The organism is Duganella vulcania, from assembly GCF_009857655.1.
Classification (GTDB): Bacteria; Pseudomonadota; Gammaproteobacteria; order Burkholderiales; family Burkholderiaceae_D; genus Rugamonas; species Rugamonas vulcania.
Window position 1 is genome coordinate 16,600 of record NZ_WWCX01000028.1, and the last position, 14,460, is coordinate 31,059.

The window sequence follows — 14,460 nt, forward strand, 5'->3', positions numbered from 1 at the left end:
CATGGAACACGCACGCATCGTCATCGTCGGCGCGGGATTGAGCGGCCTGTACGCCGCGCACTTGCTGGAGCGCCGTGGCATCCGCGACGTGGTCCTGCTGGAGGCGCGGGACGTCATCGGCGGCCGCATCGCCGCCGTGCACGCGCCCGGTACATCGGGCGCAGCCGCCGCCATCGACCGCTTCGACCTCGGCCCCACCTGGTTCTGGCCCGACCATCAGCGCGAACTGCATGAGCTTATCGATGAGCTGGGCCTGCAACGCTTCGCCCAGCACGACGAAGGCGACATGATGGTCGAGCGCGCACCGGGCGAGGCGCCGGTGCGCATGCGCGGCTACGTCAGCGCGCCGCAATCGATGCGCCTGGTCGGCGGCATGAATGCGCTGACCGACGCCTTGCACGCCACGCTCGACGGCACGCGCATCGTCACCGGCCAGGCCGTGCGCCGCGTGCGCAACACCGACACGCACGTCGAGCTCGACAGCGAAGACGCCAGCGGCCACGTCACGACCTGGCGTGCCGCGCATGTGCTGCTGGCCTTGCCGCCGCGCCTGGCCGCCGGCGCCATCGCGTTCGAGCCGGCCCTGCCTGCACCGCTGGCGCGCGAGTGGCGCGGGACGGCGACCTGGATGGCGCCGCACGCGAAGTACCTCGCCATCTACGACACGCCGTTCTGGCGCGGGCAGGGCTTGTCCGGCTCGGCGCGCAGCGGCAGCGGACCGATGGGCGAGATCCATGACGCCTCGATGCCCGATGGCAGCGGGGCCTTGTTCGGCTTCCTGGGTGTGCCGGCGCGCACCCGCCAGCGCCTGTCCGACGACGCGCTGCTGACGCTGTGCCGGGCGCAGCTGACCCGCCTGTTCGGGCCGCAGGCGGCGGCGCCGCGCGTCGAGATCATCAAGGACTGGGCACAGGATCGCTGGACCGCCACGGCCGCCGATCTGGACGGCGGCGGCGATCACGGTCACGCACCGGCTGCGGCCGCCAGCTCCGGTCCATGGCAGGGACGTCTGACCGGCATCGCAAGCGAATGGTCGCCGCGCTTCCCCGGTTATGTCGCGGGCGCCATCGAAGCGGCCGCAATCGGCGTGAACCACTTAACATCCAAGGAGTAACGACCATGAAGCAAACATACCGTGCCATGCAGATCAGCCGGCCCGGCGTGCTGGAATTGGTGGAACGTCCTACGCCGGCACCCGGCATCGGCGAAGTCCTGATCGAGGTGGAGGCCTGCGGCATCTGCGGCGCCGACACTGGCGACATCGAGGGCGCCGATCCGGCGCAGCAACCGCCGCGCGTGCCGGGCCATGAAGTGGTGGGCCGCATCGCGGCGCTGGGCGAGCATACGCCTGGCATCTGGAAGGTCGGCCAGCGGGTGGGCGTGGGCCGGCTGGGCGGGCACTGCAATGAATGTGTTCAATGCCGCCAGGGCCATTTCCAGTTGTGCCAGAACCAGCCCTTCGTCGGCGCCTCGCGCGACGGCGGCTATGCCGAGATGATGCTGGCCCGCGCCACCGGACTGGTCTCCATTCCGGATCAGCTCGATGCGGAGGAAGCCGCGCCGATCCTGTGCGCCGGGCTGGCCACGTTCAGCGCGCTCAAGAAGAGCGGCGCGCAGGCCGGCGATACGGTGGTGATCCTGGGCATTGGCGGACTGGGGCACATGGCCCTGCAATATGCGCGGCGCATGGGCTTCCGCGTGGTCGCCGTGGGACGTGGCGGCGACATCGTCCAGGATGCGCTGGAGCTGGGCGCGCATCTCTACATCGACAGCAATGTGGCGGACGCGGCGGCCGAGCTGCGAGCCATGGGCGGCGCGCAAGCCATCGTCACGACCGTGGCCCATGCCACCACCGTGGCGGCGTTGATGGGCGGCCTGGCGCCGGGCGGACGGCTGGTGGTGCTGGGCGCCGGCAAGGATCCGCTGCCGGTCTCGACTGGCCATCTGGTGGTGGGCGAGCGCAGCGTGCAAGGCTCGATTACCGGCTCGCCATACGACAATGAAAAGACGCTGGACTTCAGCGTGCTGGCCGGCGTGCGGCCGCGCATCGAGATCATGCCGCTTGAGCAGGCCGCCGAGGCCTACAGCCGGATGAAGTCGGGCGACGTCAAATTCCGGATGGTGCTGACGATGAAGCCGGCATCGCGATGAAGCACCACGACTATATCGCCATCCGCGCACCATGCGTTGAACAACTATGAATATCTCTCAGCACTATGCATCGATACGCTCCCGGCCTGGCGGCGGTCATACAGGGGAAACCGGCGGCGCACGAAGGCATCCCCGACGACAACGCGTTTGCCGCCACGCTGTTGATCCTGCGTGAGTTTATGCATCACCTGGGATTCTCCTCCATCGGCCTGTTGACGGCTGAAGCATAAAGTTTTTCTTTCAGTTCCTGACAGATTAAGTGGTTTGTTTATCAGGCTCTGCAAGGACATAATGGGTACCTGTCAACGCAACGCGGTAATGGCTCCAAGTAGTTTTTCTTCGGGTGGCGGTGATGGTATTTTTTTCGCGCAGAAACCTACCTACTAGTTGGTATGTAAGCGCTTTATCGAAAGGGTAAGATCATGAAAGCAACTGGAAACAAACAAAAACGCGTACTGCTGGTGATGAGCTCGCTGGACGAAATGGGCATCAGCGGCAAGCACACCGGCACCTGGTTCACCGAAGTGGCCGCGCCGTACTACATCCTGACCGAAGCCGGTTACGAAGTGGTGCTGGCTTCGCCGCAGGGTGGCGAAGCGCCGATCGACCTGCTGAGCCACAAAGTACCGTTCACCACCGAGTACACCGAGCGCTTCCTGAAGGATCCGGTGGCACTGTACGCCGCCAAGAACACCCGCAAGCTGCGCAACATCGACTACACCGGCTTCGACGCGCTGTTCGTGCCAGGCGGCTACGGCCTGCTGTGGGACCTGGCGTCGGACTCGTTCCTGCTCAAGCTGATCAAGGACTTCCACGCCGCCCAGCGTCCGATCGCGATGGTGTGCCACGCACCGGCCATCCTGCGTGACGTCAAGAAGGACAACGGCGAATACCTGGTCAAGGGCGTGAGCCTGACCGGCTTCAAGAACGCCGAAGATGCCGAGATCGAGCTGGACAAGCACCTGCTGTTCTCGCTGGAAGACGAACTGAAGAACCGTGGCGCCAACTACCTGAGCAAGGCCAATTGGGAGCCGAACGTGGTGGTGGACGGTCCGCTGATGACAGGCCAGAGCCCTGCCTCCGCCGCTCCACTGGCCCAGGCACTGGCCGACCGCCTCAAAGCGTAAGCAAGCGTAACGCAAACCCGCCCGGCCCGCGCCGCCTGAAGGCGCGGGTCTTACAACCTCGAAGGGAGTACACATCATGATGCAGGACTGGAACGCATATCGCGACGCGCTGGTGGCCAAAGTGGGCGACTACGCCAAGATCACCCCGGACGTCATGCGCGGCCTGGCAACCGTCGAAGGCGCCGCCCTCAAGACCGGCAAGCTGGAACCGAAAATGCATGAGTTGATCGCGCTGGCCGTGGCGGTCACCACGCGCTGCGATGGCTGCATCGCCGTTCACACCAAGAAGGCGGTTGAACACGGCGCCTCGCTGGAGGAAATCTCCGAAGCGCTGGGCGTGGCGATCGCGCTGAACGCGGGCGCCGCACTGACCTACACGGCGCGCGTGCTGGAAGCCCACGCCGCCCTGCAGCAGGGCGCGTGATACTGTTGAGCTTGGTTGACTGGCGCGCATGGTCCCGCTGACGGACCGTGCGCGTTGTCGCATCTTCAAAGGAAAAACAATGCCGAATCCCGTGTCCGAATCTATCGATCGCCTGGCCGGCGTGCCGGTCGCCTTCTTCGGCATGGCCGTCGGCGTGCTGGCGCTGTCGCAGGCGTGGCTGGTGGCGGGGCGGCTATGGCCCGACATGGCGCATCCATCGCACTGGCTTGGTGCGGCGGGGCTGCTGATCTGGGCGGTGCTGCTGCTGGCCTATCTGTGCAAGTGGTGGGCGCGCCGCGATGCCGCGCTGGCGGAGCTGTACGATCCGGTGATTTCGTCGCTGGCGACGTTGGGGCCGATATCGACCATGCTGGCCTCGGTGGCGCTGCTTGCCTGGTCGCGGCCGGCGGGGCTGGCGCTGTGGGCCGCCGCGCTGGCCTGGCAGATGGTGTTGGGGCTGTGGATATACGGGCGCTTCTGGAAAGGCGGCCACCCTCCGGCGAACGTTACCGCGGCGGTCTACCTGCCGGCGGTGGGGCAGAACCTGGTGGCTGGAATGTCCAGCGCGGCGTTTGGGTGCAGCGAGCTTGGCGTACTATTTTTCGGCGCCGGCATGTTTTCATGGCTGGCGCTGGAGTCGATGATACTCGGCCGCGCCGCCACGCACACGCCGTTGCCCGAGGCGCAGCGGCCGCTGTTGGGGATACAGCTCGCGCCGGCGGTCGTGGCCGGCGTCTGCTATACCAGCCTGCGGCCGGAGTCGGCCGACTTTTTCGTGCAGATGCTGTTGGGCTATGGCTTGTACCAGGCTGCCCTCGCGTTGCGCCTGCTGCCGTGGATCATGCAGCAGCGCTTCGCGCCGTCGTACTGGTCGTTCAGCTTTGGCGTGGCGGCGCTGGCCAACTTGACGCTGCGCCTGCATGAACGGTCGCCGGGCACGCTGACCGCGGTGCTGGCCCCGTTGACGCTGGCCGGCGCCAGCCTGGTCGTCGGCGGTCTGCTGCTCGGGACCGTGCGCCTTGCGTGGCAAGGCCGGCTGCTTCCCGCCGCCGTGGTTTGACGTTGAAAAAACGGCTCTATACAATCCTGCCAACTAGATGGCAGGCTCACCGGGGATGACGAAGCAGATGAAGCACTTCAGCGAAATTACGCCGGCGGCGGCACGCATCGTCGACGCGGCGGAAAGCCTGATCCGGAGCGTGGGCTACAACGGCTTCTCGTATGAGGATGTGTCGCGGATGGTGGGCATACGCAAGCCGAGTGTGCATCACCACTTTCCGACCAAGGGCGAGCTGGGTGTGATTGTCGTTCAGCGCTACACGCATCGCTTCACGGAGCGGCTGGAGGAGATAGGCCGGCATCACGCGACGGCGGCCGGCCGGCTGCAAGCGTATTGCGATCTGTTTTCGGAAACCTATGCCACCGGCCGGAGCCTGTGCATTTGCGGAATGCTCGGCGCCGAATCCAATGCGATTCCCGACGTGGTGCAGGTCGAGGTGAGACGTTTCTTCGAGCATAACGCCGCGTGGCTGGCGGACGTGCTGAAGCAGGGCGCCCAGGCCGGAGAGATCCAGCTCAAGTGTCCGCCGGGGATGCTGGCCGATTACCTGTTGTCCGCATTGGAGGGCAGCATGTTGCTGGGACGTGGACGTCAAATCGACCAGGGTCCTCAACATGTCGCCGAGGTGTTCCTGGCCTCGCTGCGCTAGCGTTCCACGAATTGCCCCCAATGGTTGCGCATATCATTGTCGATGGTTTTTATTGACAATAACTTTTCAACCCTTTTACACTGGGTAAAGGACAATACATAGCAGCCAATCGGAGACGACAACATTGGGCAACCATCAGGCCGCCAAGCCGATACGCGAACTCCACGGCGTCAGCCCGGACGGTTTGACGGACGCCATCCTGGCGGCGACGCAGCCGCTGGTGTTGCGCGGCCTGGCGGCGGCGTGGCCGATGGTGCGCGCCGCGCAATCCTCGCCGCAGGCCGCCGACGCCTATCTGCGCCGCTTCTACCGCGACGCCAGCGTCAACGCGATGCATGGCGCGCCCGACATCGGCGGGCGTTTCTTCTACAACGCCGATATGAGCGGCTTCAATTTCACGTCGGTGCGGGTCCGCTTCGACGCCGTGCTCGACGCGCTGCGCGAGCACCTGGATGACAAGCAGCCGCCCACCTTCTATGTCGGCTCGACCACCATCGACGCCTGCCTGCCGGGCTTTCGCGCGGAGAACGATATCGACCTGGGCACGCGCGATGCCCTGGCCAGCATCTGGGTGGGCAACCGCACGCGCATCCCGGCGCACTACGACTTGCCGGATAACCTGGCGTGCGTGGCGGCCGGGCGCCGACGCTTCACCTTGTTCCCGCCGGACCAACTGGCCAATCTGTACATCGGCCCGCTGGACCTGACGCCGGCCGGCCAGGCGATCAGCCTGGTCGACTTCGCCGCGCCCGATTTCGCCGCCTTCCCCAAATTCGCCACCGCGCTCGAACACGCGCAGACGGCCGAACTGGAAGCCGGCGACGCGCTCTTCATTCCCAGCATGTGGTGGCATCACATCGAGGCGCTGGACAGCTTCAACGTGCTGGTCAACTATTGGTGGCGGCAATCGCCCGACTATATGGACACGCCGGTCAACACGCTGCTGCTGGCCCTGATGACGCTGCGCGAACTGCCGCCGGCGCAGCGGCAGGCGTGGCAGGAGATCTTCCGCCATTACGTGTTCGACAGCGATGGCGGCGAAGCCGGCCATATTCCGCCGCATGCGCGCGGGGTGCTGGCGCCGTTCGATGGCGACGCGGCCCGCAGGCTGCGCGCGCAGTTGTTGAATATGATGCGGCGTTAAACCTTGAGCTTGCCCGCGATCTTGGTGACCGGGCGCATCCGTGGAGCGGCGTCGGATTGGCGCCGTATCAGCTTGTAGTCCATCACCACATGCTCCGGCGCCTCGTCCTCGCCGTCGCGCTGGGCGTTGATCTGCCTGACCAGGAACTGCACCGCCGCCGCCGCCATGTCGGTGATGGGCTGGCGCACGGTGGTCAGCTCCGGCCAGATGGTGGTCGCCAGCGCGGTATCGTCGAAGCCTGCCACCGTCAGGTCGCCCGGCACATCCAGTCCCAGCCGATGGGCGATGGCCACCGTCGCCGCCGCCATGTCGTCGTTGCTGGCGAAGATGGCGGTGGGGCGTTGTTCCAGTCCCAGCAAGGTCTCGGCTGCGTCCAGGCCCGAGCGGTAGGTGAACAGTCCCTGGACGATCAGCTCCGGCCCGGCTTGCGCGCGCTTTTCCGCGATGGCGGCCTGGAAGCCGGCCAGCCGGCGTGCGCTGGCGGTCTGGTTGGGATGGCCGATGATGAAGCCGATGCGCTGGTGGCCCAGCGAGATCAGGTGGTTGGTCATCGCGTGCGCCGCGTGGAAGTCGTCGATGCTGACGGCACAGACGCGATCGTCCGGGCTGCCGCAGGCCACCGTGACGGCCGGCGTGCCGGAAGCGGCGATGGCATCGATCAGGTTCGGCGTGTCGCACAGCGGCGGCGGCAGGATGATGCCGTCGATGCCGTTGGCGATCATGCGGCGCGCCTGGTCGGCGACCTGGTCGTCGGCCTCGCATTTTTCCACCAGCAGTTGCACGTTGTTCGGGCTGGCCTGGTTCAACAGGCCCACCAGCAATTCGCTCAGGTAGCCGGCGCTTGGGTTACTGTACAAGAAGCCGACGCGGATGGGCGGCGCTCCCGCCAAACGGCGCGCGGCCTGGTTGGGCACGTAGTTCAGCGCCGCCACTGCCTTGCCGACGCGGTTGCGGGTGACTTCGCGGACACGGGTGTCGCCGTTCATCACGCGCGACACGGTCATCGGCGAAACGCCGGCCAGCTTGGCGACGTCGATCATCGTCGGCGCCCCCGACCGGGAACCCGTTGCGGGTTTGGATTTCACCTTGATGCTTGCCATCGGCCTTTTGCTAACCTTGTGTTGTAACATTTTGATTATGCCACGAGTGTTAGCAAACATTTTCACCATGGAGCCTGTCGATGACGATTTCTCGTAGAAATACCCTGGCCTTGCTGGCCGGCGCCGGCCTGATGCCATTGAGCGGCGTGTCCGCCGCCGACCAAGCGGAATCGTTGAAGGCGCTCGGCAAGCGCAAAGGCCTCAACGTCGGCAACGCGATCGGCGCGGCGAGCTTCCGCGATCCCGCCTACCTGGCGTTGATGGCGCGCGAGTGCAATGTCATCGTCGCGGAGAACGAATGCAAATGGCCTGCGCTGGAACCGCGCCAGGGACAAGCCAACTACGAACCGGCCGACCGGATGTTCGCCTGGGCCAGGGAGCAGGGCATGCTGATACGCGGGCATAACCTGCTGTGGCAGACGGCCAGGTGGCAGCCGGCGTGGATCAATCGATACGACTTCGGCGCGCGGCCCGCGCTGGCGGCGGAGCGGCTGATACGCGAGCATATCGGCGCCGTCTGCAAGCACTTCGGTGCGCAGGTCCATAGCTGGGACGTGGTCAACGAGGCCGTCGATCCGGCCGACGGCGCGCTGCGGCAGAACGTGCTGACCGAGCGCCTCGGGGCCGTCGAGGAGATCGACCTGGCGTTCCGGCTGGCGCGCGAGCACGCGCCGCAGGCGCAGCTGGTCTACAACGACTACATGCGGCCCGACGACGGCAGCGCCAGGCATCGCGCCGGCGTGCTGAAGCTGCTGCAGGCGTTGAAGGCGCGCGGCACGCCGGTACAGGCGCTGGGGCTGCAGAGCCATATCGGTTCATGGGATGAGATGGGACCGGGCAGCAAGGGCCTGCTGGAGTGGCGCAAGTTCCTCGACGAGGTGAGCGGCATGGGACTGGATTTGCTGGTCACCGAATTCGATGTCAACGACCGCAAGCTGCCGGCCGATATCGCGGCGCGCGATGCGGGCGTGGCGGCGCTGGCCAAGGACTATCTGGATGTGACCTTCAGCTACCCGAACTGCCGCGACTTCGTGATGTGGGGCATGGCCGATCACATGAATTGGCTGCAAGGGTGGAAGGAGGCGCCGCGGCTGGATGGCTTGCCCATGCGGCCCGCGCCTTTCGACAGCCGGCTGAACGGCAAGCCGCTGCGCACAGCCATCGCGAACGCCATCAAGGCCATGTCGCCCAGGTCCGGCGCGCCTGGCTAAGACGTGTTGACTTGGCAATCTCATTCGATCACACTGGGAAATGGTAGCGCTATTCATTTTGAGTTAATGGCGTCATACCGCCTAACAAAAACCAGGAGACAAGATGAGTAACGACAAGCGCAGGCAGTTCCTCAAATCGATGACCGGCCTGGCCGGCGCGGCATCGCTCGCGCCGGCGATGGCGCTGGGCGCCAGCGCGCGCCCGCCTTACAAGGATGCGTCGCTGCCGCTCGCCAGGCGGGTGGACGATCTCCTGGGCCGCATGACGCTGGACGAGAAGGTCGCGCAGATGCAGTGCATCTGGCAGGACAAGAAGCTGATCCAGGACGCGCAGAACGAATTCTCCGCCGAGAAGGCGATGCGGCTTTACCCGCACGGCCTGGGCATGGTGGCGCGTCCGTCCGACCGCCAGGTGGGGCAGGCGGCCGGCGCCGGCGACACCGGTGCGGTGGGCAACCGCAATGCGTTTGAAACCGCGACCTATGTGAACGCCATGCAGAAATGGGCACTCGAGCAAACCCGCCTCGGCATCCCCTTGCTGATGCACGAGGAGTCGCTGCACGGCTACGTGGCCCGCGACGCGACCAGCTTCCCGCAGGCGATCGGCCTGGCGTCGTCGTTCGATACCGGCATGGTGCGCGACGTGTTCAGCGCCGCCGCGCGCGAGATGCGCGCGCGCGGCGCCAACCTGGCGCTGGCGCCGGTGGTGGACGTGGCGCGTGAGCCGCGCTGGGGCCGCATCGAGGAAACCTACGGTGAAGACCCGCACCTGTGTGGCGAGATGGGCAAGGCGGCCGTTCTGGGCTTCATGGGCGAATCGCGACAGCTGGGCAAGGACAAGGTATTCGCCACGCTGAAGCACATGACCGGACACGGCCAGCCGGAGAGCGGCACCAACATCGGCCCGGCCGAAGTCAGCGAGCGCACGCTGCGCGAGGAGTTCTTCCCGCCGTTCGAGAAGCTGGTCAAGGAAACCCCTATCAGCGCCGTGATGCCGTCGTATAACGAGATCGGCGGCGTCCCCTCGCACGCCAACCGCTGGCTGCTGACCAAGGTGCTGCGCGAGGAGTGGGGCTTCAAGGGCGTGACGGTGTCGGACTATTTCGGCATCAACGAGTTGATCAGCCGCCACAAGCTGGCCGCCACGCCGAAGGAGGCCGCGCTGGTTGCCTTCAAGGCCGGCGTGGATATCGAAACGCCGGACGGCCTGGCCTACAAGACGCTGGGCGAACTGGTGCGCGAAAAGAAGATCGCCGAAAAAGAAATCGATGCCGTCGTGCGCCGCATCCTGGAACTGAAATTCCTGGCCGGCCTGTTCGAACAGCCCTATGTGGATGCCAAGGCCGCCGACGGCCTGACCGCGACGCCGGAAGCGGTCGCGCTGGCGCGCCGCGCCGCGACCCGTACGCCGGTGCTGCTGAAGAACGACAAGGGCTTGCTGCCGCTGGATCCGAAGAAGGTCGGCAAGGTGCTGCTGCTCGGCACCCACGCCAAGGACTGCCCGATCGGCGGCTATTCCGATGTGCCGCGCCATGTGGTGTCGATCCACGACGGCTTGCTGGCCGAGAGCCGGGCACAGGGTTTTGAACTGCGCTACGCGGAAGGCGTGCGCATCACCGAAGGCCACGTCTGGGGCGCGGACGAGATCAGGTTCACGGCGCCGGACGTCAACGCCAGGTTGATCGCCGAGGCGGTGGAGGCGGCCAAGTCGGCCGACACCATCATCATGGTCCTCGGCGACAACGAGCAGACCAGCCGCGAGGCCTGGGCCGACAACCACCTGGGCGACCGCGACAGCCTGGACCTGATGGGCCAGCAGAACGACCTGGCGCGCGCCATTTTCGCGCTGGGCAAGCCGACCGTGGTGTTCCTGCTGAACGGCCGCCCGTTGTCGGTCAACCTGCTGGCGGAAAAGGCCGACGCGCTGATCGAAGGCTGGTACATGGGCCAGGAAACCGGCCACGCCGCCGCCGACCTGCTGTTCGGCCGCGCCAACCCGGGCGGCAAGCTGCCGGTGTCGATCGCACGCAGCGTCGGCCAGCTGCCGGTGTTCTACAACCACAAGCCTTCCGCGCGCCGCGGCTACATCGACGGCGTGACCAAGCCGCTGTATCCCTTCGGCTTCGGCCTGAGCTACACCAGCTTCGACATCTCGGCGCCGCGCCTGGCCAAGGCCAGCATCCATGCCGGCGAATCGACCAGGGTCGAAGTGGACGTGCGCAACACCGGCAAGCTGGCCGGCGACGAAGTGGTGCAGATCTATATCCGCGACGACGTCAGCTCGGTCACCCGTCCGGTGCTGGAGCTGAAGGCCTTCAAGCGCGTGACGCTGCAACCGGGCGAGCAACGCACGCTGTCCTTCGACATCACGCCGGCCGATCTGTGGTTCTACAACATCGACATGAAGCGGGTCGTCGAGCCGGGCAGTTTTACCATCCATGCCGGCCCGGACAGCGTGCAGCTGAAATCCGTCAAGCTGATGGTGTCATAAGCAAAAAAGCCGCTCCCTTTACGGGGAGCGGCTAAGACCACGAGCGTGGCCGCGAGACGATGGTGTAGTGCTTAGAACTTGTAGCGCGCGCCGATCATGTAACGCGGTCCGGCCTGCGTCACATTCAAGGTCGATGCGAACGTGCGGCCATGCTGGCGCTGGGTGGCATCGTTCAGGTTGATCGCCTCAAGTTGGAAGCTCAGGTTCTTGTTGTAGTTGTAGCCCACGCTGACGTCGACCTGACCGTAGGCGTCGGTGTACACCGGCGCCGCGCGGTTGTTGCCGTCGACTGTCGCGGCCAGGAACTCGTCGCGCCAGTTGTACGCCACCCGCACCGACCATTGCTTGTTCTCGAAGATGCCCACCACGTTGGCTGAGTTGCTCAAGCCGAGAATGGCGAACTGGTCGTTGACGTCGGCGTTGTTGTACTTCAGCGGCGAGTGCACGTACGTGTAGTTCGCCTGCACACCGAAACCGCTTTCGCCGAACATGTGCTGCACGTTGACCTCGGCGCCACTGACGTTGGCCGATTTCTGGTTGGCATAGGTGGTGGTCTGGAAGTTGAGCAGCGGGTCGGTCGACAGGCCGGTGATGGTACCGTCCAGCATGCCATCGCCTTTGACCCCGGTTTTCTTCACGCCTGGCTGGCCGTCGAAGTGGCCCAGGATGTAATTGCGGATGCAGTTGGTATCGGCGGCGCCGCAGCCGTTCGACAACGCAGCCTTGTAGTAGGCGCCGCCGATCGGCGTGTGCAGGTCGTACAGCGTCTGCGAGACCAGGGTCTGGCCGGCGTAGTTGTCCAGCTGTTTGCGGAAGAACGCCAGCGACAACAGGCTCTGCTTGTTGTAATACCATTCCCACGAGAGATCCAGGTTCTTCGACTTGACCGGCTTCAGCGCCGGGTTGCCGACCGAGGCGCTGCCGCCGGTGAAGACGTTGGCGATGGTGCCCAGCGTCAGCCCGCCTTGCAGCTGATCGTAGCGCGCGCGGCCGATGGTGGCGCCGAGGCTGGCCCGCAGCTTCATGTCGCTGCGCAGGTCGGCATCCAGGTTGAGGGCCGGCAGCACGTTGGTGTAGGACGCATCGGTGTTGCTGAATGCCTGGCCGCCGAAGGTCAGCGGCAACTCGTTCTGCGCCACCCACACCACCGCGCTGGCCGGCAGCACCTGGGCGACCGAGCTGACCTGGGTACGTTCCACCCGCACCCCGACCGACGTGTGGACCGGAATCTTGAGATCCCAATCGCTGCTGAGGGACAGGTAGGCCGACGTGGTTTTTTCCTGCAGCGTGCGGTCGGTGTCGGGAACGCCGAAGTTAGGAAGATACGCGGCCTGGTTGCCCACCGCGTTCGCGGTCACCTGGCGCACCTTGGCGAAGTCGAAGGTGTACAGCGTGGCGAACAGGTCGGGCGAGTTGGCGCCGCCCAGCTTGTTGAAGAACGAGGGCAGGGAATTGGCCTGGAACAGGCTGGCCGGATAGTCCGACGCCTTGGTCGCGCCGCCCCAGGTGTTGTTCTGCACATTGGAGAAGGTCGAGCGGTTGGTGGTGTCGGTATAGCCGACGCCGAAGTTCAGCTCGGATGCCTCCATCAACTGCAGGCTGCCTTTTGCCTGCGCCTGCTTGATGACCGATTTCTCGTAGCCGTTGTGGAACCACGACCCGGCGGCCTGGATCGGCGCGGCGGCCAGGTTGGCGGCCGGCATGCTCAGGATCGGCAGCTCGTGGGTGAAGTCGACCTTGGTCGTGCCACGGCTGAAGCTGGCGTTGGACAGCGCGTTCTCGCTGCCGAACGGGCTGTCCGAGCCCGACTCGGCGGTGGAGTGGTGGGCGTCGAACTCCAGCTTCAGGCCTGGGCGGACTTTCCAGGCGGCGTTGAAGCCGATCGACTGGTTCTTGGTCTTGGTGGCGAAGTCGCTGCCCACCACCGAGATATCCTGCGGCGTCGGGTAGACCTCCGAATAGGTCAGCGGGCTGACCACGTGGCCGCTCGGCCAGCTGCTGGTCGAGGTCGGCGTCTGCGCGAACCATACGCTGAGTTCGTTACGCTTGGTCTGGATCTTGTTTTCCGAATAGGTGTAGTCGACCGTGGTGGTCAGGTCCTTCACCGGGCGGAACTGGAAGGTCAGCTGGCCGTTGGTGCGCTGCCGCTGGACCGCGGCAACGTTGTAGTTCATATTTTGTGGAATCGAATACAGCGCGTCCTGTGCCGGACGATTGGTGATGTTCTGCGAGCCGGGCTTGCCAGGCTGCGGCAGGGTCTGTCCGTCGATGACCGCCGATCCCAGATACGGACCCTGGTAGCCGTTGAACAGGCCGGCGCGGTTGAAGCCGGAATCGCGCGACTGGAAGCTGGCGCTCAACGACACGCCAAAGCGGCCGTCGGCGCTGGTGTTCGAGTAGATGCCGGACACTTCCGGGGTGACGCTGTCGCCCTTCACGCCAGCAGGCAGATGGTCGTTCGAGGTGTCCTTGACCGCCTTGACGCCGATGCTGGAGTGCATGCCGGGATTGTCGAACGGACGGCCGGTGACCACGTTGATGGTGGCGCCGATGCCGCCGGTCGGGCTGTCGGCGCGGCCGGTTTTGTACACCTGCAGTTGCGAAATCGATTCCGACGCCAGGTTCGAAAAGTCAAACGACCGGCCGGACAAATCGCTCAGGTCGGTGGTGGGCATCTGGCGGCCGTTCAGCAGCACCAGGTTGAAGTCCGGACCCAGGCCACGCACGGTGACTTTCTGCCCTTCGCCATTGCTGCGGTCGATCGAGACGCCGGAAATCCGCTGCAGCGATTCGGCCAGGTTGGTATCGGGGAACTTGCCCATGTCTTCGGCAACGATGCCATCGACGATGCCGTCCGAGTTGCGCTTCAGGTTCAGGGTTGACTGCATACTGGCACGGATGCCTGTCACGATAACTTGCGGGCCTTCGGTGCCGGGAACTGGCGCCTGCTGTGCGTGGCCGGGCATGGCCAGCGCGCTGCATGCACTGGCAACGGCCAGGTACATCAAACGACGTTGAAAAGGTTTCTGCATAAAGTCTCCGTATTTTTTATATTGAGTTGCTTGTACGTGGTCTAACGGTTTGATGTCCGGTCGCTTCTCTC

At 65.2% G+C, this 14,460-nt stretch carries 12 protein-coding genes; 10 read left to right on the top strand and 2 right to left on the bottom strand.

The genetic code is table 11. The features are described from left to right. Position 1: 1 nt before the first annotated feature. The 8 genes from GTP90_RS16795 (at position 2) to GTP90_RS16825 (ending at position 6,555) form a co-directional block, all read left to right on the top strand. A complete protein-coding gene (locus tag GTP90_RS16795; RefSeq protein WP_175048117.1) occupies positions 2–1,114 on the top strand; it encodes a flavin monoamine oxidase family protein in 1,113 nt (370 codons plus the stop codon). A 5-nt stretch (positions 1,115–1,119) separates the two neighbouring features. Next, complete coding sequence (locus tag GTP90_RS16800) at positions 1,120–2,151, top strand: alcohol dehydrogenase (RefSeq protein ID WP_161084639.1); 1,032 nt, start codon at positions 1,120–1,122, stop codon at positions 2,149–2,151. A gap of 65 nt (positions 2,152–2,216) precedes the next feature. Continuing rightward, positions 2,217–2,381 (top strand): hypothetical protein, encoded by a 165-nt coding sequence (locus GTP90_RS36435; protein WP_175048115.1) that lies wholly within the window; start codon positions 2,217–2,219, stop codon positions 2,379–2,381. A 192-nt stretch (positions 2,382–2,573) separates the two neighbouring features. Beyond that, the gene (locus GTP90_RS16805) at positions 2,574–3,278 is read left to right on the top strand and encodes a type 1 glutamine amidotransferase domain-containing protein (RefSeq protein WP_117012598.1); all 705 of its coding nucleotides are present in this window, start codon (positions 2,574–2,576) and stop codon (positions 3,276–3,278) included. 76 nt (positions 3,279–3,354) lie between these two features. After that, a complete protein-coding gene (locus GTP90_RS16810; protein ID WP_161084640.1) occupies positions 3,355–3,702 on the top strand; it encodes a carboxymuconolactone decarboxylase family protein in 348 nt (115 codons plus the stop codon). 79 nt (positions 3,703–3,781) lie between these two features. Beyond that, positions 3,782–4,762: an SLAC1 family transporter gene (locus tag GTP90_RS16815; RefSeq protein WP_161084641.1), complete on the top strand. Its 981-nt coding sequence runs from the start codon at positions 3,782–3,784 to the stop codon at positions 4,760–4,762. A 55-nt stretch (positions 4,763–4,817) separates the two neighbouring features. Continuing rightward, complete coding sequence (locus tag GTP90_RS16820) at positions 4,818–5,411, top strand: TetR/AcrR family transcriptional regulator (RefSeq protein WP_254451903.1); 594 nt, start codon at positions 4,818–4,820, stop codon at positions 5,409–5,411. Between the two features lie 124 nt (positions 5,412–5,535). Beyond that, positions 5,536–6,555, top strand: a complete 1,020-nt coding sequence (locus GTP90_RS16825) for a cupin-like domain-containing protein (protein WP_161084642.1) — start codon at positions 5,536–5,538, stop codon at positions 6,553–6,555. Here the strand turns inward: GTP90_RS16825 and GTP90_RS16830 are convergent. Further along, positions 6,552–7,595, bottom strand: a complete 1,044-nt coding sequence (locus GTP90_RS16830) for a LacI family DNA-binding transcriptional regulator (protein WP_254451904.1) — start codon at positions 7,593–7,595, stop codon at positions 6,552–6,554. The genes GTP90_RS16825 and GTP90_RS16830 overlap by 4 nt on opposite strands. 140 nt (positions 7,596–7,735) lie before the next feature. On the opposite strand from GTP90_RS16830, the gene GTP90_RS16835 reads away from it, so the two are divergent. Then, positions 7,736–8,866 carry an endo-1,4-beta-xylanase gene (locus tag GTP90_RS16835; RefSeq protein ID WP_161084644.1) on the top strand — a complete coding sequence of 377 codons (1,131 nt, stop codon included), beginning with the start codon at positions 7,736–7,738 and terminating at the stop codon, positions 8,864–8,866. A 103-nt stretch (positions 8,867–8,969) separates the two neighbouring features. Further along, positions 8,970–11,357, top strand: coding sequence for a glycoside hydrolase family 3 N-terminal domain-containing protein (locus tag GTP90_RS16840; protein WP_161084645.1), 2,388 nt, complete (start codon positions 8,970–8,972; stop codon positions 11,355–11,357). Positions 11,358–11,428: 71 nt separating this feature from the next. Here the strand turns inward: GTP90_RS16840 and GTP90_RS16845 are convergent, their stop codons facing one another. Next, positions 11,429–14,389 carry a TonB-dependent receptor gene (locus tag GTP90_RS16845; RefSeq protein ID WP_161084646.1) on the bottom strand — a complete coding sequence of 987 codons (2,961 nt, stop codon included), beginning with the start codon at positions 14,387–14,389 and terminating at the stop codon, positions 11,429–11,431. Positions 14,390–14,460: the final 71 nt, after the last annotated feature.

What these genes read in the sequence shown, in the direction of transcription:
- GTP90_RS16795 (WP_175048117.1), top strand. Translation starts at nt 2, where the DNA reads ATGGAACACGCACGCATCGTCATCGTCGGCGCGGGATTGAGCGGCCTG.
- GTP90_RS16800 (WP_161084639.1), top strand. Translation starts at nt 1,120, where the DNA reads ATGAAGCAAACATACCGTGCCATGCAGATCAGCCGGCCCGGCGTGCTG.
- GTP90_RS36435 (WP_175048115.1), top strand. Translation starts at nt 2,217, where the DNA reads ATGCATCGATACGCTCCCGGCCTGGCGGCGGTCATACAGGGGAAACCG.
- GTP90_RS16805 (WP_117012598.1), top strand. Translation starts at nt 2,574, where the DNA reads ATGAAAGCAACTGGAAACAAACAAAAACGCGTACTGCTGGTGATGAGC.
- GTP90_RS16810 (WP_161084640.1), top strand. Translation starts at nt 3,355, where the DNA reads ATGATGCAGGACTGGAACGCATATCGCGACGCGCTGGTGGCCAAAGTG.
- GTP90_RS16815 (WP_161084641.1), top strand. Translation starts at nt 3,782, where the DNA reads ATGCCGAATCCCGTGTCCGAATCTATCGATCGCCTGGCCGGCGTGCCG.
- GTP90_RS16820 (WP_254451903.1), top strand. Translation starts at nt 4,818, where the DNA reads ATGACGAAGCAGATGAAGCACTTCAGCGAAATTACGCCGGCGGCGGCA.
- GTP90_RS16830 (WP_254451904.1), bottom strand. Translation starts at nt 7,595, where the DNA reads ATGATCGACGTCGCCAAGCTGGCCGGCGTTTCGCCGATGACCGTGTCG.
- GTP90_RS16835 (WP_161084644.1), top strand. Translation starts at nt 7,736, where the DNA reads ATGACGATTTCTCGTAGAAATACCCTGGCCTTGCTGGCCGGCGCCGGC.
- GTP90_RS16840 (WP_161084645.1), top strand. Translation starts at nt 8,970, where the DNA reads ATGAGTAACGACAAGCGCAGGCAGTTCCTCAAATCGATGACCGGCCTG.
- GTP90_RS16845 (WP_161084646.1), bottom strand. Translation starts at nt 14,389, where the DNA reads ATGCAGAAACCTTTTCAACGTCGTTTGATGTACCTGGCCGTTGCCAGT.